This window comes from Photobacterium sp. Alg240-V54 (assembly GCF_900537155.1).
Taxonomy (GTDB): Bacteria; Pseudomonadota; Gammaproteobacteria; order Enterobacterales; family Vibrionaceae; genus Photobacterium.
This window is the reverse complement of sequence record NZ_UNRL01000004.1, coordinates 57414-80831: the sequence shown is the minus strand read 5'-3', so window position 1 is coordinate 80831 and position 23418 is coordinate 57414. Positions and strand designations below refer to the sequence as shown.

The window sequence follows — 23418 nt, the reverse complement described above, 5'->3', positions numbered from 1 at the left end:
TACCATAAAAGTAGCGCTCTATCTTGCCCCTTTTGTTTTTTATATATTCACTTCCTCGCTGATTATCTATTTATCTTTGCTGTTTTGTAACAAGGAATGTCTGACCAATATCTTATTTTTTCGATGTTGTTACACTCCGCGCTCTTTCTAAAGTTTGACTTTAGTCATTACACTAAATCATTCGCTTATCGTTGTTGTTTCAATCATTCATAACAACGCTAAGAATTAATTAACTGAGTTTTCTATGAAAAAATTTGATCGAGCTATGCAGATCCTTGTAGCGGGTTTCTGTATCAACTTATGTATGGGTATCCTTTATGCTTGGAGTGTCTTTAAAAAAGCACTCGTTGTTGATTTAGGCTGGTCGAATGCTGATGCATCACTGCCTTATACAGTTGCTATTATTACCTTTGCATTATCACTATTAGTTGCTGGTATTTTGCAAGATCGCATGGGCCCACGCCGTGTACTTATTCTTGGTACTGTGATGGTTGGTTTAGGCATGATCGTATCAAGTTTTGCAACCACACCAATGATGCTGGTACTAACATTTGGTATTATGACTGGTAGTGGCATTGGTTTTGGCTACGCGTGTTTAAGCCCATCAGCGATGAAATGGTTCCACCCATCGAAAAAAGGCTTAGTTAACGGCTTAATCGCAGCTGGTTTTGGATTGGCAGCTGTTTACTTAGCGCCACTAACATCTGCACTTATTTCTGAGTATGGTATTAACACAAGCTTCCTTGTTTTAGGTATTGCTGTATTGGTTATTGCTGTTCCACTGGCTTTTACCATTAACAACCCACCAGCAGGTTATGTACCAGAAGCACCTGCAGGTTATAAAGCGAAATCAGAAAAACCTGTTGATATTAACTGGCGTGGCATGCTAAAAACGCCACAGTTTTATTCTCTATGGGTAATGTATGCATTTGCTTCAGCTGCAGGCTTGATGATCATTGGTAACATCACTTCGATTGCAGCAACGCAAGCAAACATCACTGACGCTGCTTACCTCGTTGTTATTCTAGCGATCTTTAACTCAGGTGGCCGTGTTGTAGCTGGTATTCTGTCAGACAAAATTGGTGGCGTAAAAACACTGATGATTGCTTTTGTAATGCAAGGCATTAACATGGTGATGTTCGCTACATTTGACTCTGAGTTCACGTTAATTATCGGTGCTGCAGTAGCGGGTGTTGGTTACGGCACATTACTTGCGGTCTTCCCATCAATTATTGCTGATTTCTATGGCCTTAAAAACTACGGCGCTAACTATGGTGTACTTTACACAGCATGGGGCGTAAGTGGCTTTATCGGTCCTGTAGTGGCAGCATTTGCAGTTGATACGACAGGTACTTACACCCTAGCTTATACTGTGTGTTCGGTAATGATCGCTGTTGCCGTTGTACTGTCTGTTATCACTAAAAAAGTAGATGCAGCAGCACTAGAGAAAAAACTTGCTACCGCATAATAACGCTTAAGCTTAAAAGCAAAACCCAGTATCAGGCTGGGTTTTGTTTCCTCTGATATTACAAATCTTGTTGTCTTACCTCTCATAATCACCACTTACCGCTATTTATTTCCAACAAAACTAGACCTTTATATATATTTTTCTATACTTGTGATTGTTAATGCATTGTTAATTACTTATTAATAGTATTACCTATTAAGACAACGTAGTTTTACTATTGACCAGACAAGGAAGGTACTAATGGCTAAAAAAATAACAGGTGTCTTAGCTGTACTTGCTACATCTGCCACCCTATTTGCAATGAATGCAAATGCCGCCGATAGCACGCTTGATAAAGTTAAAAAACAGGGATACGTCCAATGTGGCGTTAGTGCTGGCTTACCTGGATTTTCAAACCCTAACGCCAAAGGTCAATGGGAAGGTCTTGATGTTGAATTTTGCCAAGCGGTTGCCGCTGCAACTTTAGGTGATAAATCCAAAGTTAAATACATCCCCCTCACAGCAAAAGAACGTTTTACCGCCTTACAATCAGGTGAAATTGATATTTTGTCACGCAATACCACCTGGACACTGCACCGTGATACATCGCTTGGCCTCAACTTTACCGGCGTCAGTTATTACGATGGACAAGGCTTCATGGTCAAAAAGGATATGGGCATAAAGAGTGCTAAAGATCTCGACGGTGCCGCTGTTTGTGTACAATCAGGCACCACGACAGAACTTAATTTAGCCGATTACTTCCGTGTTAATGGCATGAAATATAAACCCGTTGTCTTTGATACCGCACCGCAAACATCAAAAGGCTTTGATTCTGGACGTTGTGATGTACTCACCACCGACCAATCAGGCTTATATGCTCTGCGTCTAAACCTTAAAGATCCAACATCAGCCGTTGTTCTGCCTGAAATCATTTCTAAAGAGCCATTAGGTCCTGTGGTTCGTCAAGGTGATGACCAATGGTTTAATATTGTGCGTTGGACACTATTTACCATGATTAATGCTGAAGAATTCAATGTCACATCAGCCAATGTCGATACTCTAAAAAAAGAATCAAAAGATCCAAATATTCGCCGCTTAATTGGTCTTGATGGACCAAAAGGCAAAGGACTAGGCTTAAATGATGATTGGGGTTTCCAAATCATTAAGCAAGTGGGTAACTATGGTGAAAGCTTCCAGCGTACCGTCGGTCTTAATTCACCACTTAAAATTGAACGTGGCTTAAACGCTTTGTGGACTAAGGGGGGGATTCAATATGCCCCACCTATTCGTTAATAACAGCGTTTAATAATAAAAAAGGGAGCTGTAATGGCTCCCTCTGTACATCTCAAAGGATATGAGGATGTTGTATGGAAACACCCACAAAGAGATCACAAACAAGATCTCCCCATCAAAATATTTTTTATAATCCCACTTTTCGTGCCGTCATATTTCAAGTTATTGCGATTGCGGCGCTGGCTTTTTTCTTTTATAGCATCATCAATAATGCCTTAACCAATCTTGAAACCCGTGGTATTGCGACAGGTTTTGATTTTCTTAATCAAGAAGCTGGATTTGGTATTGGTTTAACCCTTATCGATTACGATGAAACATTCACCTATGGCCGCACATTTTTTGTTGGCTTGCTTAACACTGCGTTAATTGCCGTTCTCGGTGTGATTCTAGCAACGATCTTAGGTTTTATTATCGGTATTGCCCGTCTATCTCCTAACTGGTTAGTCAGCCGGTTTGCTGCTTTCTATATTGAAATTTTCCGTAATATTCCATTATTACTACAAATATTCTTTTGGTACTTTGCCGTATTACAGGTTCTCCCCTCACCAAGACAGAGCTTACAGTTAGGCGACAGTATTTTTCTTAATGTACGCGGATTATCGATTCCAAGTCCTATTTTTGAACAAGGCTCCGGTATTATATTATTCGCTCTCATTACTGCTTTTATTATTGCGATGGGCTACCAGTATTACGCCAACAAAAAACAGCAAAATACTGGTCAACAATCGCCAGTATTACTCGTAAGCCTCGCGATTATTATTTTACTGCCACTATTGGCCTTTTTTATCGCAGGCAAACCAATCAGTATCGACTACCCTGCGCTTAAAGGATTTAATTTTAGCGGTGGTATTACCGTTTTACCTGAACTTGCTGCACTGTTACTAGCATTAAGTATTTATACCGCAGCTTTCATTGCCGAAATTGTTCGTTCAGGTATTAATGCCGTCAGTCATGGTCAAACAGAAGCCGCAGAAGCATTAGGGTTAAGTCGTAATAAAACGTTGCGATTAATTGTGATCCCCCAAGCAATGCGGATCATTATCCCTCCGCTTACTAGCCAATATTTAAACCTAACTAAAAATTCCTCACTCGCGATGGCGATTGGTTACCCTGATTTAGTGTCTGTTTTTGCAGGTACCACCCTAAATCAAACGGGACAAGCAATTGAGATTATCGCAATGACGATGGCAGTTTATTTAAGCTTAAGTTTAATCACATCTCTGCTAATGAATATCTATAACAAAAAAATGGCACTGGTTGAGAGGTAACCATGAGTAAACATCAATTTCTTCCCGATTTACCCCCACCAGCAAATACGGTGGGCATTATAGGATGGTTACGCCAACATCTTTTTTCTTCATTTTTTAATACGATTATTACCCTTATTTTAGGCTATTTTGCAGTTGTTGGCGTCTGGGGCATTGTTGATTGGGCATTTATCAATGCAAACTGGCAAGGAGATTCTCGTGAAGCCTGTACATTAAGTGGCGCATGCTGGACTTTTATTAAGGTACGCTTTGATCAGTTCATGTTTGGCTTCTACCCCAGCGCGGAATTATGGCGACCAAAATTGTTTTACGCCACCCTAGCTGTTTTCATTACTTTACTCGCCTATGAGAAAACCCCTTATCGTGGTTGGATTTGGCTATTTTTCGTAAATATTTATCCGTTTATTGCTGGATTTTTACTCTACGGCGGTATTGCAGGCTTACCTATCGTTGAAACCCATTTATGGGGCGGATTATTGATTACTTTGGTTATCGCCATTGTTGGTATTGTGGTCTCGCTACCTATTGGGGTTGTATTAGCCCTTGGCCGCCGTTCAGAAATGCCGATTATTCGCAGCATTTGTACGGTTTATATTGAGATTTGGCGTGGAGTACCATTAATTACCGTCTTGTTTATGGCATCAGTGATGTTACCGCTGTTTTTAAGCTCTGAATTAGAAACCAATAAGCTCATTAGAGCCTTAATTGGCGTCGTACTATTTAGTGCTGCTTATATGGCAGAAGTGATTCGAGGTGGGCTACAAGCAATACCTAAAGGTCAATATGAAGCGGCAGATGCGTTAGGATTAAGCTATTGGCGTAAAACTTATCTGATCGTTTTACCGCAAGCGTTAAAAATCACTATACCTTCGATTGTAAATACCTTTATCGGGTTATTTAAAGACACCAGTCTCGTACTCATTATTGGTATGTTTGATGTTTTAGGGGTTGGGCAAGCTGCTAACAGCGATCCTGAATGGTTAGGCTTTGCCACTGAAAGCTATGTTTTTGTCGCTTTCGTTTTCTGGATTTTTTGCTTTAGTATGTCTAGATACAGTATCTATCTAGAAAATAAACTACATACTGGACACTAACATTAGCAAGGATTGCATAATGAAAAATACTAATGACACCACAGCCAATAACGATGATACACCATGGGTTATCGAATTAGCGGACGTAAATAAATGGTATGGTCAATTCCACGTGCTTAAAAACATTAATCTAAAAGTACGCAAAGGTGAAAAGATCGTAATTTGTGGACCTTCTGGTTCAGGAAAATCCACCATGATCCGCTGTATCAATTACTTAGAAGAACACCAACAAGGAAAAATTTCAGTTGCGGGGCAAGATATTACTGGAGACTTAAAAAATATCGAATTGATCCGTAAAGAAGTCGGTATGTGTTTTCAACATTTCAACCTATTCCCTCACCTAACAGTGCTAGAAAACTGCACCTTAGCGCCAATTTGGGTTAAAAAAATGCCCAAAAAAGAAGCGAATGCACTCGCTATGCAGTATTTAGAGCGAGTAAAAATTCCTGATCAAGCCCATAAATACCCCGGCCAACTTTCAGGCGGGCAACAGCAACGAGTAGCCATCGCACGTTCATTATGCATGAACCCGCAAGTGATGTTATTTGATGAACCAACGTCTGCGTTAGATCCTGAAATGGTACGCGAAGTATTAGATGTGATGGTTGAACTTGCCAATGAGGGAATGACAATGCTATGTGTCACACATGAAATGGGATTTGCTCGTCAAGTTGCCGATCGGGTTATCTTTATGGATCAAGGCGAAATCATTGAAGAAAATAATCCACAAGACTTTTTTGATAATCCAAAATCTGACCGCACCCAACTTTTTTTACAACAAATATTGCACTAATTGCAGAAAATGCCACCATTAATGTAAGCATAATTAATGAAACATTTGATTACAACTTAACAATGAATAGTCACTGCTGCCGTAAGTATTTTAATCTTCAAACACTTATAATGTGCTTCATGGCAAACAAATGGCGCTAAAGCTTGGCTTAGACTTGCAATTTATATTGTTTAGCCTCATATATAGCTTTAATTGAATTAACATCACTACCCTAAGGGGAGCACTTATGAACGAACGTATGGTTAATCGTGACAGCGGTTACGCAGGCGTATTGTCAACCAATAAGGTTTTACGTAACACTTATTTCTTACTATCGCTAACATTGTTGTTCTCTGCTGGTGTGGCTGGCGTAGCAATGGTGATGAATGTTCCACCTGTACACTGGATCTTTCTTCTTGTTGGCTTCTACGGTTTAATTTTCTTAACTGAACGTAACCGTGATAGTAGCTTAGGGCTTGTTTTTGTCTTCGCATTAACTGGCTTTATGGGCTATACCCTTGGTCCAATACTAAATATGTATGTTGGCGCAGGCATGGGCCACGTTGTAATGACAGCTCTTGGCGGTACAGCACTGACATTCTTTGCTTGTTCTGCTTATGCATTAACAACTAAGCGTGATTTATCATTCCTTAACGGTATGCTAATGGCTGGTTTTATTGCCATTATCGTTGCCGTTGTTGCGAACATCTTCCTAAAGATGCCAATGCTATCGTTAGCGATTAGCGGTATGTTTGTATTATTCTCATCAGCAGCGATTTTATTGACAACTCAGTCAATCATTCGTGGCGGTGAAACTAACTACATTTCAGCAACCGTTACCTTGTATGTTTCTATCTACAACCTATTCTTAAGCTTGCTTCAGATCCTAGGTGTAGTGAACAGCAACGATAACTAAGCATTCGCTATTAATTAGCCTGTTTAGTCATAAAAACTGAAAAGCCTGCCTTGATGCAGGCTTTTTGTTTTTTACTTGCAGCCTGACCAACGAATCACTATTCTTGCTGCGTTAGCAATAAAGAGGTCTATTATGCTTGAATTTAACGGTGTACAAATCGACACTGATGCCCAAGGTTATTTAAAAAATGTTGATGATTGGTCGGAAGATTTAGTTGCATTACTTGCAGCAGAAGAAGCGATTGAATTATCAGAAGCGCATTGGGAAGTAGTACGCTTTGTTCGAGAGTTTTACCTTGAATTTAATACTTCACCCGCGGTGCGTATGCTTGTAAAAGCGATGGCAAAACAATATGGTGAAGAAAAAGGCAGCTCGCGTTATCTGTATCGTTTATTTCCAAAAGGTCCCGCAAAGCAAGCAACAAAACTTGCTGGGTTACCAAAACCGGTGAAGTGTATTTAAGTTAGTATGCTAAAAAACCAAACATAGCCTCAAACACGCTTTATGTTTGGTTTTCTTTTTTTATTCGCCATTAATTCATTTTAAATCCTGTTAGATGTTGCCACGCTAATGCCTCACTAGTGAGGTTTTCAACCGTCGCTGTCTTAGGCCCATGTTGTAGCCAAGCCAACAAACTATCAATATTCACTTGTTCCCCACACGCAAGCACTTCAACACTGCCATCCGCTAAGTTTCTTGCATACCCAGTTAAATCAAGCATCAGCCCTTGATGAGCAGTATGAAACCGAAAGCCAACACCTTGTACATGCCCTACCACGCGCGTTTTTACACAACATCGAGCCATAATAACCTCCACATCTTTTATATTGCCTATTGTATTATTTTAGTTAACCCTGCATAGCAAACTGCTCTCTGACTCACAAAAGCAAGAGTTGTTATTAGCAACCGCCATCGTTTATTTAACACCCAATAGCGGGTTTATATGCCGACTTAGACGTTTTCATTTGATTTTACCTAGCCAGAGCAACATAATACGCCCCACTCGAACTCCATACTGGGCATGTCATGACAGCTTCTATTTATTTGGTAAAAGGCCGTGAAAAATCACTACGCCGTCGCCACCCTTGGATTTTTTCTCGCGGTATTGACCGTGTTGAAGGAAAACCTGAACTCGGCGAAACCGTTGATGTTTACGATAACAAAGGCGAATGGCTAGCACGTGGTGCTTATTCTCCACAGTCTCAAATTCGCGTTCGCGTATGGACATTCAACAAAAATGAAGCCATTGACGTTAACTTCTTTGTTAACCGCCTAAATGCCGCACAAAGTCTGCGTGATGTCTTAGCGGCTCGTGATGGTCTTACTGGCTACCGTTTAATTGCAGCTGAATCTGATGGCCTTCCAGGTATCACAATTGATCGCTACCAAGATTACTTAGTGTGTCAGTTACTGAGTGCTGGTGCTGAAGCACAGCGTGAAGTACTGATTGAAGCATTACAACAATGCTACCCAAGCTGTAATATTTATGAGCGCTCAGATGTCTCTGTTCGTAAAAAAGAAGGCTTAAAACAACGTACAGGTGTTCTACACGGCGAAGAGCCACCTAAGTTTGTTACTATCGAAGAAAATGGCGTTAAGATTAACGTTGATATCGTCGGTGGCCACAAAACAGGTTTCTACCTTGATCAGCGTGATAGCCGTGAAGCATCGGTTAAATATGTTAATGGTAAGCGTGTTCTAAACTGCTTCTGCTACACTGGTGGCTTTGGTTTATACGCTTTAAAAGGCGGCGCTAGTGAAGTGGTTAACGTTGACGTTTCTCAACCAGCACTTGATACCGCACAACTTAACGCAGAAATTAACGGCTATCCGATTGAGAATGCACAGTTTGTAAACGCTGATGTATTTAAACTACTACGTGAATACCGTGAACGTGGCGAACTATTTGATGTCGTTATCATGGATCCACCTAAATTTGCTGAATCTAAATCTCAGCTAGTCGGTGCTTGTCGTGGTTACAAAGACATCAATATGTTAGCAATGCAAATTCTAAAACCAGGCGGTATGCTATTAACGTACTCTTGCTCTGGCTTGATGGATAACGGTTTGTTCCAAAAAATCATTGCTGATGCTGCCATTGATGCTCACCGTGACGTGCAGTTCATTGAGCGTTTCAGCCAAGCGGCTGATCACCCTCTAGACAGTGCTTACCCTGAAGGTTTCTATCTTAAAGGTTTTGCTTGTTACGTAAAGTAACAGATCGCTGAATATAAATGCACATCAAACCCAGCCTGCGCTGGGTTTTTTTATACCACTAAAAGCGTTATTGACTATTAATTTCGATAGTTATTTGTCAATACAGTGATGTTCAGAATACAATAGCATTACTATACCTAATACACATTATTCATTCTACGCACTCAAAAGGAATCGACATGAAACTACGTACAGCCCTGCTCTCTTTAGCGGCGTGTAGCATTAGCTTCTCATCATTTGCTGATGTAACACTTAACTTACCACAATCTGCTGAACTGGTTCTCGTCAATGGTGTTAACACGGAAGGTAATGCAACCCAAACTTTAAATAATGGTAGTAACCAAATCGCGTTTCGTTACGATAAAAACTACCGTGAAAATGGCGATACTCACTTATTTCGTTCAGAAGTCGTTGTTATGACATTTTCTGGTAATGATGCAACCTACACCCTTCAGTTACCTAAAATTTCAAGTGCTTACCAAGCTCAAAAATTTAACCGTCAACCAACGCTACATTTATTAGCTGCCAATGGCAGTGAAGTACCTTTTAAACACGATGTTTTGATCAAAGAAGGTCTACAAATTAACCGTGATTACCAACAAGAAATCGCGCAGTACAATTTAAGTAAAGCCCCTGCAGCATTAGCAACAGCAATTACCGCCAATGAAATGCAACGCGCGCAGCAGCAAGTTAGTCCAGCAGAAAAAGATGGGCATATCGATCAAGCCTACATTGCCAAAATGTTAAATTACTGGTATAGCAAAGCAGATACTGCTACCCAAGAAAAATTCAAAGCTAATATCAACAACTAACATTTTCAATTAATAGCACATGCGGTGTTAACAACATCAATAGTTCCCCCCTTTGTTAAAAATACTCAAAACCAATAACAAAGGGGAAACCAATCCCATCAAGACAACTAAATCTGTTTCCTAATAGCAACCATCAACATCATCCCTATTAAGCATTCACCATCGCCTCAGTTAATAATCTACTCAATTACAGTGCGCTTAATTCAACACCTCAGTAAAATTTTACATTATTGCAACATTTTCCGCGATCTCACATGAATATCCAAGCATTGCTTCGTACAAATATGCTAATTGCACTTATAGTTTTTTTATGGCACGTAAAAAGTAAATAAACTCAGATTTATTACTGGTGCTGTATCAATAATAAAACCAAAGGATCACATATGAATCGCGGGAAACAAGGAATAGCAACAAAGGGAATGTTTACGCTCAGTACCCTTAGCCTCTCATGCTTATTTGCATTCAACGCACAAGCTGCTGTTGATTGTACAGACATTACAGAATGGAAAAGTGACAGCGTTTATACGGGCGGCGATCAAGTTCAACAAGCGGGTGTTGCTTATAAAGCAAATTACTGGACACAGAATAACTCACCAAAAGACAACAACGGTCAATACTCACAATGGGTTCAACTCGATCTTTGTTCTGGTGGCGAGCCACCTATCGACCCACCTGTTGATCCAGTAGAAAATGCGGCACCAACAGCAAGTCTTACAGCACCAACAGCAACGTCTGCTATCACAACAGGTGAAACTGTTCTAATCAAAGCAAATGCAACCGATACTGACGGTACTATTGCTAAAGTTGACTTCCTAGTCGACGGACAAGTTGTTGGCTCAACAACAACAGCACCATACGAGTTTGCATGGACAGCAACAGCACCATACGAGTTTGCATGGACAGCAACAGAAGGTGTACATAGCCTTTCAGCGATGGCTTACGATGATAAAAATGCAGCAAGTAGTCAAGCAAGTGTTAGCGTCGATGTCGCACCTGAAGGGCCAGTTAACGAAGCGCCTACCGTATCTGTTGCTGTTTCAGCGACAAGTGTTGAGTTAGGTGAAGTTATTACTATTACTGCTGACGCAGCAGATACTGATGGTACGGTAGAAAAAGTTGATTTCTACGTAAATGGCGCACTGGTTGGCACCGCAGCTACAGCCCCTTATGCTCTTGAATACACAACGGTTCAAGCTGGCAATGCAAAAATCTTTGCTCGTGCAACTGATGACCAAAACAAAACATCTGATTCAGCCGTAAGCTCTGTTGCTGTTAATGGCGCTGTTGTATCAAATGGTTGTCGTCCTGACGGTTTATACCAAACTGAAGGCGTAAATGTGCCTTACTGTTCTATCTATGATGAAGATGGACGTGAAATGATGGGTGCCGATCACCCTCGCCGTGTTATTGGTTACTTCACAAGCTGGCGTGCAGGCGATGATCCTCAAAGTAGCTACTTAGTTAATGATATCCCATGGGAACAGTTAACACACATTAACTACGCATTCGTAAGCATTGGTGCTGATGGCAAAGTTAACATCGGTGATACATCAGATCCAAGCAATGCAGCAGTTGGTATGGAATGGGATGGTGTTGAAATCGATCCAGCACTTGGCTTTAAAGGTCACTTCGGTGCACTTGCAACAGCAAAAGCTAAACACGATGTTAAAACATTAATCTCTATCGGTGGCTGGGCTGAAACAGGTGGTCACTTTGGTACTGATGGTGGTCGAGCACCAGATGGTGGCTTCTACACTATGACGACAAATGCTGATGGTTCTATTAACCATGCTGGCATTGAAAAATTCGCAACATCTGCCGTTGAAATGCTACGTAAGTACAAGTTCGATGGTCTTGATATTGATTACGAATACCCAACATCTATGGCGGGTGCGGGTAACCCATACGATAAAGAATTCATGGAACCACGTCGTCCATACCTATGGGCTTCTTACCAAGAACTGATGAAAGTCCTTCGTGAAAAACTGGATGTTGCTTCTGCTGAAGATGATATTCACTACATGCTAACGATTGCAGCACCATCATCTGGTTACCTACTACGTGGTATGGAAACATTTGATGTTACACAGTACTTAGATTATGTAAACATCATGTCTTACGATTTACACGGTGCTTGGAACGACCACGTTGGTCATAATGCTGCGCTATTCGATACAGGTAAAGATTCAGAGTTAGCACAGTGGAACGTTTACGGCACTGCGGCATACGGTGGTATTGGCTACCTCAATACTGATTGGGCTTACCATTACTTCCGTGGTTCAATGCCTGCTGGTCGTATCAATATCGGTGTTCCATACTACACCCGTGGTTGGCAAGGTGTTAAAGGTGGCGATAACGGTCTATGGGGTCGTGCAGCACTACCTAATCAGTCTGAGTGTCAGGCAGGTACTGGTGAAGGCGAGAAGAACAACTGTGGTTACGGTGCTATCGGTATCGACAACATGTGGCACGATCTTGATCCAAATGGTAAAGAAATGGGTGCCGGCTCTAACCCAATGTGGCATGCGAAAAACCTTGAAAAAGGTATCTTCGGTTCGTATACAGCCGCTTATGGCTTAGATCCTGTAAATGACCCACAAGATAAACTTGTTGGTTCGTACACCCGTAATTACGATAATGTTGCTGTTGCACCATGGTTATGGAACGCAGAGAAGAGCGTATTTATCTCAACGGAAGATAAAGCCTCTGTTGGTGTGAAAGCTGACTACGTCATCGATAAAGAAATCGGTGGTATCATGTTCTGGGAGCTTGCTGGCGACTACAACTGTTATTTATTCGATGCTAACGGTAAGCGTACTAACACTATTGACGTAACTGAAAAAGCATGTGCTTCTGGTAACGGTGAATACCACATGGGTAACGCTATGACGAAAGCTATCTACGATAAGTTTAAGTCTGCAACCCCATATGGAAATACAATCGCAACTGGTGCAATTCCAACTCAAGCAATTGATATTGCAGTTAACGTTAGCGGCTTCAAAGTTGGTGACCAAAACTACCCTATCAACCCAACCGTAACCTTTACCAACAACACGGGCAGTGATTTACCGGGTGGCACAGAGTTCCAGTTTGATATTCCAGTTTCAGCACCAGATAACGCGAAAGATCAATCTGGTGGTGGCTTGAAAGTTATCTCTTCTGGTCATACACGTAATGATAACGTTGGTGGTTTAGACGGAACAATGCACCGTGTTGCCTTTACTTTGCCTAAGTGGAAAGCACTACCAGCAGGTGAAAGCTACGAACTAGACTTCATTTACTACCTACCAATCTCAGGTCCTGCTAACTACTCAATCAATGTTGATGGTAATGAGTACGCGTTTAAGTTTGAGCAACCAAGTCTACCTATCGGTGATTTAAATGCCAGTAGCGGTGATAATAATGGTGGTGATACAGGTGGTAATAACGGCAACTGTGATTCAGATGGCCTAAATACTTACCCTAACTGGCCTCAAACTGATTGGCAAGGCAATCCAAGTCATGCTGGTTCAGGCGATCAAATTATCCATAACGGCGTAGTTTTCAAAGCCAATTGGTATACAGCCTCTATTCCAGGAAGTGATGGTAGCTGGAGTAAAGTTTGTAATATTTAATCTATAGATTAGCGCAGATATTATTAACAATATCTGCGCTATTATTTATACTGAACAATATGAATAGCTATTATTTATTTTTCTTCATCTTATATTCAGGTTTATTTATTGTCGTTTTAATTCACTTAAAAAATCACCTAAAAAAAACCTCGACGCATTATTATTTTCAATTTTTATTAAATATTAAAAAATCAAAATAAAAAACACACAAACCATTCACAATCAGCAACTTAAAATCATCAACGGCTAAAATTAACGAGCTTTTTTTAGCTTCGCATTCATTTAACCAACTGTTATTAATTAAATGATGTTCATATTAATAAGCCTTTGTTATCAATAATTAAATTAATCATTAAATTAGCAAATATCATCCAATTAATATGAGTAAAGCGCTTATAACCTAACATTTAATTATTCTTTTTTAATTCTTATTTATGATAAAGTGCAACCTCGCTTAATTGCTACTAATCTCTGCAACCTGTTTAAGAATAGAAAGAATGAAATGAAAAAAGTTATTTACCTATTTCTATTAATGGTGTGTCTTTTACCATTAAGTGCGTCTGCGCATATTGTCAATACAGAACGTAAAAATGCAGACATTGTTGCTGACTATGTCTACCAAAAAGCCGACTTAGAAGGCAAAATTGATTTTAATGTGTTCAAAAAAGCATTTATTGCTTATAACAAAACACGTGGAAAAAAGAAATCGCTGCTAACCATTATTGATTACAGCATGCCTTCTACTGAAAAGCGTTTTTATGTTATAGACTTAAAGTCAAATAAATTACTTTATCGCACCTATGTGTCACACGGCGAAAACAGTGGTCGCTTAGTGGCAGATAGATTTTCTAATCGTGTCAATTCACATAAAACGTCATTAGGTACATTCTTAACTGAAGGGACATACAATGGCGGTAATGGTTACTCATTAAAGCTTAATGGGCTAACACGAGGTGAAAATGATAACGCTTTAAAACGTTTTATCGTTATCCATGGCGCTAAGTATGTGTCTGAGTCATTCATAAAACGTAATGGTTATCTTGGTCGTAGTTGGGGCTGCCCTGCTATACCAACATATTTGACCAAGAAAATTATTGATACCATCAAAGGTGGCAGTGTTATTTTTGCTTATGCTAAATAACGCTACTAGCCTAAAAAGCTTTTAGTTGTAAGACTAAAAGCTTTTTTTATATCTAAGATTTCATAATATTAAAATTTAAGATTTGATCGTATGCTTATTAGCATTCGCTAAAACCAAACTCTGATCTTAAAGGTGATAAGATGAATAAAGCCTTAGTTATCATTGACTTCATTAATGATATTGTCGATAAGAATGGTAAAATACCTAGCTGTGCAGAACAAGTTAGTACTCACCATGTGATCAATAATGCAAATATTGCCATTCAATGGGCAAAGAAAAATAGTCTACCTTGTATCTTTGTCAAAGTCGGCTTTCAATCTAACTACCTCGAATTGCCACATCACTCACCAATGTTTGGTAAAGCACAACAATATCGCGCCTTAGAACTAGGTCAATGGGGTACTGAATTTCATCCAGATCTACAAGTAACAGCAGATGATACTGTGGTAATAAAATCACGCGTCAACCCCTTTTATAACACTGCACTTGATAGTGTTTTACGCGCAAATGCCATTACCGATGTCTATTTTTGTGGCGTGAGTACCTGTTGGGCAATTCAATCTGCAGTTCGAGATGCCCATGATCGAGATTATTGTGTTCATATTGTCAGTGATGCTTGTACTTCAGCAACAGAGCAAGAACATCAACGTTCACTGGCGATGCTTTCAAGGATCGCAACTTTGCACCAAGCAAAAACCCTTACTCAAATTTAATCGTTCGTATTTATCTATTATCACCTGCTATCAACAATAACTAATAGTAGTAGATACAAAAAAACCGTGATATTAACTCACGGTTTTTTTGCAACAGAAAGTCTCTATTACAGATCATCTTCCCAAGGCATATCAGGCAAAGCGACAAGATTTTCACGGTAACGTTTTAAATCAAATTTACCGTCATTTTTCATCACATCAAATACTTCAATTGATAATGCACAAGCAATCATCTGCACTGCTTCATCTCGAGCCGTGCCTGTCATCATTAAACGCATTAATGTTTCTTTAACCACTAATGGATTACCGTCAGCCAACTGGTTTTCAACTGTTTCAACCAGCATATCACCAGTCATTATTTCTTCGTTTTCCATCATTAACCTATTTGAATTATTTCAACCTGAGTAATTTAACATAGCCAGTTGTTGCCGCAAAACAATAGCCTATTTTACATCGCACTCAATGCTAATTTAGCTTTAAATAACGAATCTAATAACGGTGTTGCAGCTACCATAGAAGTGAATTTATGATCAGCCTCAATCTCGATTAATGACGAATGGGGGTTAATTAATAAACAACAAATATTCGCACTTTTCGCTGCTTGTAAGCCAGTTCGGCTATCTTCTACTGCGACAGTTTGATGCGATTCAACTTTCATTATTTGACAAGCGTGCAAATAAACATCGGGGGATGGTTTATTATTAGCAACTTCATAGCCACTAAACACATGCTCAAAGAGATCGAACCAACCATGTTGCTTTAATACACCTTCAACATAATCTCGTGGTGCACCGGTAACCACAGCCATTGGCACTTTACCCGCAAATGTGTTGAGTATGGCATCAACACCTGGTAACGCAGGAATTCCTTGCTCGCGAATTTTAGCCTCTGTTAATGCTTCCATTTCAGTGGTAATTGTCACGATATCAACATTCAATTGGTAATGTTCAATAAAATGTTTGGCAATCTTAGGCCAAGTCACACCGGCATAATAGGCAATAAAATCATCGGCGGTAAGAGTTACACCATACGTTGCTAAATAGGCACTCCAATTTTCAGCATGGAATGTTTCCGAATCAACCAAAGTACCATCAAAATCAAAAAAAAGAGTCTGCATTACTTACCAAATAACAATCTATATATCAAAAGAATGCTTGTTATAACATTTCAGTTTTACAAATAATAGTCATGGTGCTGCTTACTGTATATTTCTATCGATCACATTATGGTTACGCACTTTTAGTATCGCAATCGCATCATCAATAGCCACAGCCGGACTATAATAATAACCTTGAATATAGCGACAAGCCATCGAAGATAGAATATCTAACTGCGCTTGAGTCTCAACACCTTCAGCAACAACTTCAACATTTAACTTATGGCTCAAATCAAGTACCAGTGATACCAACATCTTACTTTCTTTACAGTGTTCAATATCAATAATAAAACTACGGTCAATTTTAATAATATCCGGTTTTATATCAATAATAGCGGCAAGTGATGAATAACCAGTACCAAAATCATCCAACGAAATAGCAATACCGCGAGAACGAAATGCCGCAAGTGTATCAATGATATTTTTACCGTCATCCAATGCCGTCGATTCTGTTATTTCAATCATAATCGCGCTGTAAGGTAAATGATAATTATTAATAGTATCAAAAATGTATTGTTGATTATGCTGTGAGAATTCTTTTACCGAGTGATTAATGGAAAAAATAATGTCATCAAATCCACATCGATGAATACGATCTAAATCAGCGCAAGCTTGCTCAAACACTTGTTGACCTAACTGACCAATTAAGCCATAGCGTTCAGCGATAGGTATAAATACTCCTGGAGAAATAAATCCATCAACATCATCATACCAACGTGCTAACGCTTCAAATTTGCAGACTTTACCTGTTCTACAGTCGACAATCGGTTGATAATATACTTTAATTTTATTAGCATCGATTGCATATTTTAGTTTATCGCGTAATTTCAACTTACCAATATATTCAGATTGTAATTGTTGGTCATAAACACAAAGGCCATTACGTCCCAGCCATTTTTGTTCATACATTGCATAATCAGCATTTTTTAATAATGCTTGATGGGTCGTACCACTTTCTGGATATGCCGATATTCCAATACTAATAGTAAGATTTATTTCAATATCATTACAGATAATAGGATTTGATATAATATCGATGAGTTGACGTGCAATATATTTTGCATAATCAATATCTTTATCTTTGATTAATACCGCATATTCATCACCACCATAACGGCAAATAATACTATTCTCACATACTGTAGATCTGAGAATATCTGCAACACGTTTTAAAATATCATCACCAAAATCGTGACCATAAAGATCATTAAATATTTTAAAATCATCAAGATCAATAAATAATAAAGAACAAACGCCAGTCGTTGTGCCCCCTTTCTCTGGATGAGTCATTTTATTTATTTGCTTTTCAACTTTCTCAACAAATCGTCGGCGATTCATTAATCCCGTCAACATATCGTTATCAGCCAATAACCTCAACTTTTTCTCAGTTTGTTTCCGCGAGCTGATATCATGAAAAACACCGACATAATTGACGACTTTATGATCATCTTCAATTTTATTTATCGTCATTTCTTCTGGATAGATAGCACCATCACTACGACGATTATGCAATTGTCCTTGCCATGTTCCAGTTGTTTCAAGACTATCCCACATCTTTTCATAAAACGCTAAATCATGATAACCAGATGCTAATATGCGTGGGTTTTTACCAATTACATAGTTTTTACTATAACCCGTTACTGTTTCAAAAGCTTTATTCACTGATATAATATTATTATCTTGATCGGTAATAACGATACATTCAGAAGTATTATCAAAAACAGTTTTTGCCAGCGTTGATTGTTGTGCGGCAACTATAGTATCAGTGATATCAATTAATACACCAACAATACTGTCACTACTGTGATTGTTGTTTGATTCAATCACATTACCTTTACAATTAAGCCAGCGATATTCTGATTGCTTATTTTTTAACTGTAATCTGAATTCTACGTCAATAGATATCGCATCACCATTACGTAATTTTGAGAATGCCTCAATAACGGCTGGTCGATCATCTTTGTGAACCATTGCTAAATAATCACTAATATTTTTAGCGTGGTTTTGATTAATGGATAAAATATCCCAAAACTTTGGTGATGTGACTAATTTTTTTGTTTTTAAATCATATTCCCAAATACCTTCAACTACGGCATTATAGGTCATTGTTAATTTATTAGACGCCTGATTTAATTTATCATTAATATGGTAAAAATCAGTAATATCTTGCAGTATCCCTTTTATTACAGTTGCAACACCATTTATGTTCCTTAAAATATTACAATTTTCTCGTAAGTATTTTGTTTTTCCACTCGCTAATACAATACGATATATAATACAATAACTAACATTACTACTATTTAGCATTGCATCTTTTAATTCATTTACTCTAACTCGATCATCAGTATGAATAAAATCATTAATCGTTTTTTCATTTGGTATAAAATTGTTTATCTCACATTGAAAAATACGATAGATTTCTTTACTCCAATAATAACTTTTTGTCACCAAATCAAGTTGCCAATTACCAAGTTTCGCTTCTTGTTGGCATTGTTCCATTTCTCGAAGTAATTTTTTTTGTGATGACAATAAAGCAAGATACTCAACATCGGAACCAAGGATATGACCAATCACATCACACCATTCTTGGTGTAATGCTTCAGAAAATAAAAAATCCGTGTCAAATAAACACCCAATCACACCTATCACTTCCCCTTGGCGAGAAAATACCGGTAATCCTAAATAAGAATGAAAAACATGGGAGGTTATAATCTGATTAAATGGATATGTCTGCGATATATTATGCGATAAGTGAAGGGAACTTCCTTCTGATATCAACTTTATACAAGGTGCATTCTCTATCGAATAGCTAAATACTGTATTTGAAAGGTGGCCATCCACATAATAGGCTAATGAAATCGCTTTTTGATGTACTTTATCAAAGTAAGCAATATAGCAATGCACTGGTTTAAACATTTCATAAACACTAGCAAGTGCTTCTTGTATAAACTCACCGCCATAACTATTTCGTTTTAAGGCTTTTAGTGTTGTAACCATAAGTAATCAGCGGCCTACGCAATATATCGGACAAATAATTATCTTTGATACTATGTATAATAATAATTAGCCTAATATACCGTATAGACCTGCCTAGTTAAAGATGACAACTATTAATCATAGTTATTATTTAATATCTTTTGATAAATATCACTTTACGATTAAAAGCCGTTTTTAAATGCGTTTAAATCGCGACAGAATTTGGATGATTACGAGGTAGCCATAATGAAATTACTGTTGTGATGGCGATAAAAGCAAACGCAACCCAAAGACACATCGATAGCCCGTAAAGTTGATAAATCGCACCAGAAAGTAGTGTACCAATTAAACGCCCCATTGCATTAGCCATATAATAAAACCCAACATCTAAACTCACACCATCATCCTTGGCATAACTCACAATTAGGTAAGAATGTAATGAAGAATTAATCGCAAAAATAGCACCAAAGATCATTAGACCAATCACAATAACAAATTGAGGGTACCAATTAATTTGTATCGCTAATGCAATCGCCGCAGTAACAAGTGCTAATACACTCGCCCACGCTAAAGCTGCTCGACCATCAGGCACAATACCCGATGCTTTTCCTGTTATGCGTGGAGCAATACTTTGAACCAAACCATAGCCAATAACCCAAATAGCAAGAAAGCTACCAACTAAGACATGATCCCAACCAAAAACTTGGCCCAAATATAACGGTAATGCAATCACAAACCATACATCACGCGCACCAAACAAAAACATTCTAGCCGCTGATAATATGTTAATACTGCGACTTTTTGAAAAGATCTGACTAAATTTAATTTTATTTTTTGCTTTACCTAAATCTTTATCAAGCCACAATAAACTGCAAATAAACACGGCTGCTAACACACATGCCATTGCAATAACTGCACCTTGAAACCCAATTAATGCCAACAACGCACCACCTAAGAAAAAGCCAACACCTTTAAGCGCATTTTTTGACCCCGTCAGTAAGGCTATCCATTTATACAATGCACCCTGTTGATCATTTGGCACTAAGGTTTTTATCGCGCTTTTCGCGCTCATTTTATTTAAGTCTTTTGCAATACCAGATAGCGCTTGAGCAAACATTACCCATATAACGGTTAAATTTGCAGATGGAACAGCAAGCATTAACAACGCCACTACCTGCATAAATAAACCAATATTCATGGTACGATTTAGACCTAACTGCGCACCAAGCCAACCACCAATAAGATTAGTCACCACACCAAAGAATTCATAAAACAAAAATAGCGATGCGATTTCTAATGGGCTATAACCTAGTTGGTGAAAATGTAGCACCACTAACATGCGTAATGCGCCATCTGTTAAAGTGAAGTTCCAATAGTTAAACGTCACTAGCATATATTGACGTACACCATTAGGCAGCTGACTTAGCTTTGCTAACATAAAAATACTCTCTTACTAACTAACACTATTTATTGTTAACTGATTAACAACCAACTTTACGGATAAGCTCCGCAGTTCGAGTGGCATAACCCATTTCATTATCGTACCAAGCATAAATTTTCACCATGCGTTGGTTTACCACCATGGTAGATAGCCCATCAATAATAGTTGAACGTTGGTCGCCACGATAATCAATAGAAACTAATGGTCTTGCTTCAAAACCTAAAATGCCATCCAATTCATTTTCTGATGCTGCTTTTAATAATTGATTAACTTCCTCAATAGAGGTGTCACGTTCAACATCAAAAATAATATCTGTTAATGATGCGTTAGCGAGTGGCACACGTACCGCATGACCATCAATTTTACCGGCTAATTCTGGAAAAATTTCAACAATGGCTTTTGCCGATCCTGTCGTCGTTGGAATTAAACTCATTCCACACGCACGAGCACGACGCAAGTCTTTATGCGGTGCGTCTAAAATAGTTTGGGTATTGGTTAAATTATGAATAGTTGTAAATGATGCTTGTTTGATACCAAGGTGTTGGTGAATAACTTTAACAACTGGTGCAATACAGTTAGTTGTGCAAGATGCTGCAGTAACAATTCGGTGTTTTTCAGCATCAAATAAATGATCATTAACGCCTACAACCACATTTAATACACCCTCTTCTTTTACTGGCGCAGACACAACAACACGCTTTACGCCTTGATGTAAATATTGGTTAAGGTACTGAGTATCACGATGCACACCGGTGGCTTCTAATACAACATCACAGCCCGACCAATCAACATCTTCGATTTTCGCTTGCTGACAATAATTAATAGATTGGCCATTAATCACTATTTGGTCATTATCAGTCGTCACCGCATGTTCCCAGCGGCCTTGAATTGAATCAAACTCAAGTAAATGTGCCAATGTATTAACATCACCAGCAATATCATTAATTAATACAAACTCAACCTCCGGCCAATCAAACGCAGCCCGCAATGCTAAACGTCCAATACGCCCAAAACCATTAATGCCTACTTTTATTGTCATCATTGTTTCCTTTTACTTGATTTATATTTGAATTTCCATATATATGGAAATTCAAATATAACAACAATGGTAAATAAAATAAACCTTTTGCAGGTAAATATTGTTAAGCAGACCTAAAACGAAAAAACCTCGCATAAGCGAGGTTTAATATCAAATTCCTATTAGTAATTAGCGCGCAATCTCACTATTCCACTGAGCGATATAGTCAATGTGTGGTTGACGCGTAAATGCACCTGGGCGTTGTGCCTGAATTGCAGCGATTGTCTCTTCAAAAGGCTTACCACGAGCAAGTAAAATACGGGCAGCTAATAACCCTGTACGACCTGAACCACCTTTACAATGTGCAACAACATATTCACCATTATTAAGCGCGATTTGTGCTGCATCATTGGCGCGTTGCCATGTCGACTCAAAGTCAGCAGAAGGTGCGCAATCATCTTCAATCGGCACATGAAACCATTGCATTCCCAATAATTTGCATGCTTCGGCTAATAATTCAACGCCTTGATCCGGTAAATCATTTTTTTCTAAAGCTGTTAGCACCACTGTTGCACCAGCTGCTTTTAGCTGACGCAAACTCGTAATGGCATTTACGCCTTTAGTTCCTGGGCATGGCGTTAAAAGTAAACCGCCTTTTTTAGGTGCGGCTTCATTTAATGGTAAAGTCCAAACGGGATGTTGATTATCCATAACAGTCACAATTCCTACTCTGCTATAACGTTAATTAATTGATTGTGGTTTCTTTCTATTTTTTATTGCACTTAAACGTATTTTCTCTTGATTAATCAATGCTGGCTGCCCATTACGGACTGTATCAAGTGTATGCTGAATCCACTGGGGTAGATCAGCTGGAAAATGGTAAAAAATCCAAACACCCTCTCGCTGATCATGCAATACACCACTATCTCGTAACAATGCTAAATGACGAGAAACTTTAGGCTGACTAACTTGTAATGCTTTGGTTAAATCTCCAACAGATAAAGCACGTTCATCATGAATCAACATTAAAATTCGTAACCGTAGTGGATCACTCATAATTTTAAATAATTCTACTGCGCCAATCGTGTCAGATTGATTATCACCATTAAGCATTAAAAATAACGCTATCTTGGCTTTTAAACCATCAAAGACATCATAAAATCCTTGAGAGCCAGATAGTGGCTTAGGATCTTTAAAATCCCAATGAATTAATGCATCAGAATCTGGAAAAAGGGCACATTCTTTATTAGCTTTATCGCATAAAGTGATCACAACATCAAAATGTTGATTTTGGAGACTGGATGCTAAGACACTGGCTAAATTATCAGCATTAATATGATGATAATTCAGTACTTCATATACTCGAGGATCAACATTCTCAGGTGCCATCCCTGCACTCATTATTTCAAATTGGCCAATGGTGGCGGCACTATCTCGGCACATGTGACGCATCAATGCTTCTGCAAGTTGCGAACGGGCGGAGTTACCAGTACAAAGAAACAAAATGCGTTTCACAATACACCTTATAAATAACCGTCGA

At 38.7% G+C, this 23418-nt stretch carries 20 protein-coding genes; 12 read left to right on the top strand and 8 right to left on the bottom strand.

The genetic code is table 11. The features are described 5' to 3' along the window. Window positions 1-244: 244 nt before the first annotated feature. The 7 genes from G6R09_RS12155 (at window position 245) to tusE (ending at window position 7252) form a co-directional block, all read left to right on the top strand. Window positions 245-1468: an OFA family MFS transporter gene (locus G6R09_RS12155; protein WP_163922688.1), complete on the top strand. Its 1224-nt coding sequence runs from the start codon at window positions 245-247 to the stop codon at window positions 1466-1468. A 240-nt stretch (window positions 1469-1708) separates the two neighbouring features. Next, entirely contained in the window at window positions 1709-2740 is a 1032-nt protein-coding gene (locus G6R09_RS12150; protein WP_163922686.1) for an amino acid ABC transporter substrate-binding protein, read from the top strand. 74 nt (window positions 2741-2814) lie between these two features. Next, window positions 2815-4008, top strand: a complete 1194-nt coding sequence (locus tag G6R09_RS12145; protein WP_163922683.1) for an amino acid ABC transporter permease — start codon at window positions 2815-2817, stop codon at window positions 4006-4008. A gap of 2 nt (window positions 4009-4010) precedes the next feature. After that, entirely contained in the window at window positions 4011-5102 is a 1092-nt protein-coding gene (locus tag G6R09_RS12140) for an amino acid ABC transporter permease (protein WP_065168615.1), read from the top strand. A gap of 19 nt (window positions 5103-5121) precedes the next feature. Further along, window positions 5122-5895, top strand: a complete 774-nt coding sequence (locus G6R09_RS12135; RefSeq protein ID WP_065168616.1) for an amino acid ABC transporter ATP-binding protein — start codon at window positions 5122-5124, stop codon at window positions 5893-5895. A 226-nt stretch (window positions 5896-6121) separates the two neighbouring features. Beyond that, window positions 6122-6790, top strand: coding sequence for a Bax inhibitor-1/YccA family protein (locus G6R09_RS12130; RefSeq protein WP_065168617.1), 669 nt, complete (start codon window positions 6122-6124; stop codon window positions 6788-6790). A gap of 132 nt (window positions 6791-6922) precedes the next feature. After that, entirely contained in the window at window positions 6923-7252 is a 330-nt protein-coding gene (tusE, locus tag G6R09_RS12125; protein ID WP_065168618.1) for a sulfurtransferase TusE, read from the top strand. Between the two features lie 70 nt (window positions 7253-7322). Here the strand turns inward: tusE and yccX are convergent, their stop codons facing one another. After that, complete coding sequence (gene yccX / locus G6R09_RS12120; protein ID WP_065168619.1) at window positions 7323-7595, bottom strand: acylphosphatase; 273 nt, start codon at window positions 7593-7595, stop codon at window positions 7323-7325. Window positions 7596-7816: 221 nt separating this feature from the next. Here yccX and G6R09_RS12115 point away from each other — a divergent pair, with 221 nt between their 5' ends. The 5 genes from G6R09_RS12115 (at window position 7817) to G6R09_RS12095 (ending at window position 15287) form a co-directional block, all read left to right on the top strand. Continuing rightward, window positions 7817-9007, top strand: coding sequence for a class I SAM-dependent methyltransferase (locus tag G6R09_RS12115; RefSeq protein WP_065168620.1), 1191 nt, complete (start codon window positions 7817-7819; stop codon window positions 9005-9007). Window positions 9008-9186: 179 nt separating this feature from the next. Further along, the gene (locus G6R09_RS12110; RefSeq protein ID WP_163922680.1) at window positions 9187-9819 is read left to right on the top strand and encodes a DUF2057 domain-containing protein; all 633 of its coding nucleotides are present in this window, start codon (window positions 9187-9189) and stop codon (window positions 9817-9819) included. 383 nt (window positions 9820-10202) lie between these two features. Further along, on the top strand, window positions 10203-13433 hold the full coding sequence (locus tag G6R09_RS12105; RefSeq protein WP_163922677.1) for a chitinase C-terminal domain-containing protein: 3231 nt from the start codon (window positions 10203-10205) through the stop codon (window positions 13431-13433). 502 nt (window positions 13434-13935) lie between these two features. Continuing rightward, window positions 13936-14574, top strand: coding sequence for a murein L,D-transpeptidase catalytic domain family protein (locus G6R09_RS12100; protein WP_065168623.1), 639 nt, complete (start codon window positions 13936-13938; stop codon window positions 14572-14574). A 140-nt stretch (window positions 14575-14714) separates the two neighbouring features. Beyond that, complete coding sequence (locus G6R09_RS12095; RefSeq protein ID WP_065168624.1) at window positions 14715-15287, top strand: isochorismatase family cysteine hydrolase; 573 nt, start codon at window positions 14715-14717, stop codon at window positions 15285-15287. Between the two features lie 107 nt (window positions 15288-15394). On the opposite strand, the gene G6R09_RS12090 is transcribed toward G6R09_RS12095, so the two are convergent. From G6R09_RS12090 to G6R09_RS12060, 7 genes are all read right to left on the bottom strand, one after another. Then, on the bottom strand, window positions 15395-15661 hold the full coding sequence (locus G6R09_RS12090; protein WP_060997445.1) for a hypothetical protein: 267 nt from the start codon (window positions 15659-15661) through the stop codon (window positions 15395-15397). 74 nt (window positions 15662-15735) lie between these two features. After that, entirely contained in the window at window positions 15736-16404 is a 669-nt protein-coding gene (locus G6R09_RS12085) for an HAD family phosphatase (protein ID WP_163922674.1), read from the bottom strand. A gap of 81 nt (window positions 16405-16485) precedes the next feature. Further along, window positions 16486-19440: an EAL domain-containing protein gene (locus tag G6R09_RS12080; RefSeq protein ID WP_163922671.1), complete on the bottom strand. Its 2955-nt coding sequence runs from the start codon at window positions 19438-19440 to the stop codon at window positions 16486-16488. 184 nt (window positions 19441-19624) lie between these two features. Beyond that, entirely contained in the window at window positions 19625-20857 is a 1233-nt protein-coding gene (gene arsJ / locus G6R09_RS12075) for an organoarsenical effux MFS transporter ArsJ (RefSeq protein WP_065168628.1), read from the bottom strand. Window positions 20858-20900: 43 nt separating this feature from the next. Next, window positions 20901-21899, bottom strand: a complete 999-nt coding sequence (locus G6R09_RS12070; protein WP_163923023.1) for an ArsJ-associated glyceraldehyde-3-phosphate dehydrogenase — start codon at window positions 21897-21899, stop codon at window positions 20901-20903. Between the two features lie 168 nt (window positions 21900-22067). Next, window positions 22068-22589, bottom strand: a complete 522-nt coding sequence (locus G6R09_RS12065; RefSeq protein WP_163922669.1) for a dual specificity protein phosphatase family protein — start codon at window positions 22587-22589, stop codon at window positions 22068-22070. Between the two features lie 30 nt (window positions 22590-22619). After that, window positions 22620-23393 (bottom strand): metalloregulator ArsR/SmtB family transcription factor, encoded by a 774-nt coding sequence (locus G6R09_RS12060; protein WP_082955756.1) that lies wholly within the window; start codon window positions 23391-23393, stop codon window positions 22620-22622. Between the last annotated feature and the right edge of the window lie 25 nt (window positions 23394-23418).

What these genes read in the sequence shown, in the direction of transcription:
- G6R09_RS12155 (WP_163922688.1), top strand. Translation starts at nt 245, where the DNA reads ATGAAAAAATTTGATCGAGCTATGCAGATCCTTGTAGCGGGTTTCTGT.
- G6R09_RS12150 (WP_163922686.1), top strand. Translation starts at nt 1,709, where the DNA reads ATGGCTAAAAAAATAACAGGTGTCTTAGCTGTACTTGCTACATCTGCC.
- G6R09_RS12145 (WP_163922683.1), top strand. Translation starts at nt 2,815, where the DNA reads ATGGAAACACCCACAAAGAGATCACAAACAAGATCTCCCCATCAAAAT.
- G6R09_RS12140 (WP_065168615.1), top strand. Translation starts at nt 4,011, where the DNA reads ATGAGTAAACATCAATTTCTTCCCGATTTACCCCCACCAGCAAATACG.
- G6R09_RS12135 (WP_065168616.1), top strand. Translation starts at nt 5,122, where the DNA reads ATGAAAAATACTAATGACACCACAGCCAATAACGATGATACACCATGG.
- G6R09_RS12130 (WP_065168617.1), top strand. Translation starts at nt 6,122, where the DNA reads ATGAACGAACGTATGGTTAATCGTGACAGCGGTTACGCAGGCGTATTG.
- tusE (WP_065168618.1), top strand. Translation starts at nt 6,923, where the DNA reads ATGCTTGAATTTAACGGTGTACAAATCGACACTGATGCCCAAGGTTAT.
- yccX (WP_065168619.1), bottom strand. Translation starts at nt 7,595, where the DNA reads ATGGCTCGATGTTGTGTAAAAACGCGCGTGGTAGGGCATGTACAAGGT.
- G6R09_RS12115 (WP_065168620.1), top strand. Translation starts at nt 7,817, where the DNA reads ATGACAGCTTCTATTTATTTGGTAAAAGGCCGTGAAAAATCACTACGC.
- G6R09_RS12110 (WP_163922680.1), top strand. Translation starts at nt 9,187, where the DNA reads ATGAAACTACGTACAGCCCTGCTCTCTTTAGCGGCGTGTAGCATTAGC.
- G6R09_RS12105 (WP_163922677.1), top strand. Translation starts at nt 10,203, where the DNA reads ATGAATCGCGGGAAACAAGGAATAGCAACAAAGGGAATGTTTACGCTC.
- G6R09_RS12100 (WP_065168623.1), top strand. Translation starts at nt 13,936, where the DNA reads ATGAAAAAAGTTATTTACCTATTTCTATTAATGGTGTGTCTTTTACCA.
- G6R09_RS12095 (WP_065168624.1), top strand. Translation starts at nt 14,715, where the DNA reads ATGAATAAAGCCTTAGTTATCATTGACTTCATTAATGATATTGTCGAT.
- G6R09_RS12090 (WP_060997445.1), bottom strand. Translation starts at nt 15,661, where the DNA reads ATGGAAAACGAAGAAATAATGACTGGTGATATGCTGGTTGAAACAGTT.
- G6R09_RS12085 (WP_163922674.1), bottom strand. Translation starts at nt 16,404, where the DNA reads ATGCAGACTCTTTTTTTTGATTTTGATGGTACTTTGGTTGATTCGGAA.
- G6R09_RS12080 (WP_163922671.1), bottom strand. Translation starts at nt 19,440, where the DNA reads ATGGTTACAACACTAAAAGCCTTAAAACGAAATAGTTATGGCGGTGAG.
- arsJ (WP_065168628.1), bottom strand. Translation starts at nt 20,857, where the DNA reads ATGTTAGCAAAGCTAAGTCAGCTGCCTAATGGTGTACGTCAATATATG.
- G6R09_RS12070 (WP_163923023.1), bottom strand. Translation starts at nt 21,899, where the DNA reads ATGACAATAAAAGTAGGCATTAATGGTTTTGGGCGTATTGGACGTTTA.
- G6R09_RS12065 (WP_163922669.1), bottom strand. Translation starts at nt 22,589, where the DNA reads ATGGATAATCAACATCCCGTTTGGACTTTACCATTAAATGAAGCCGCA.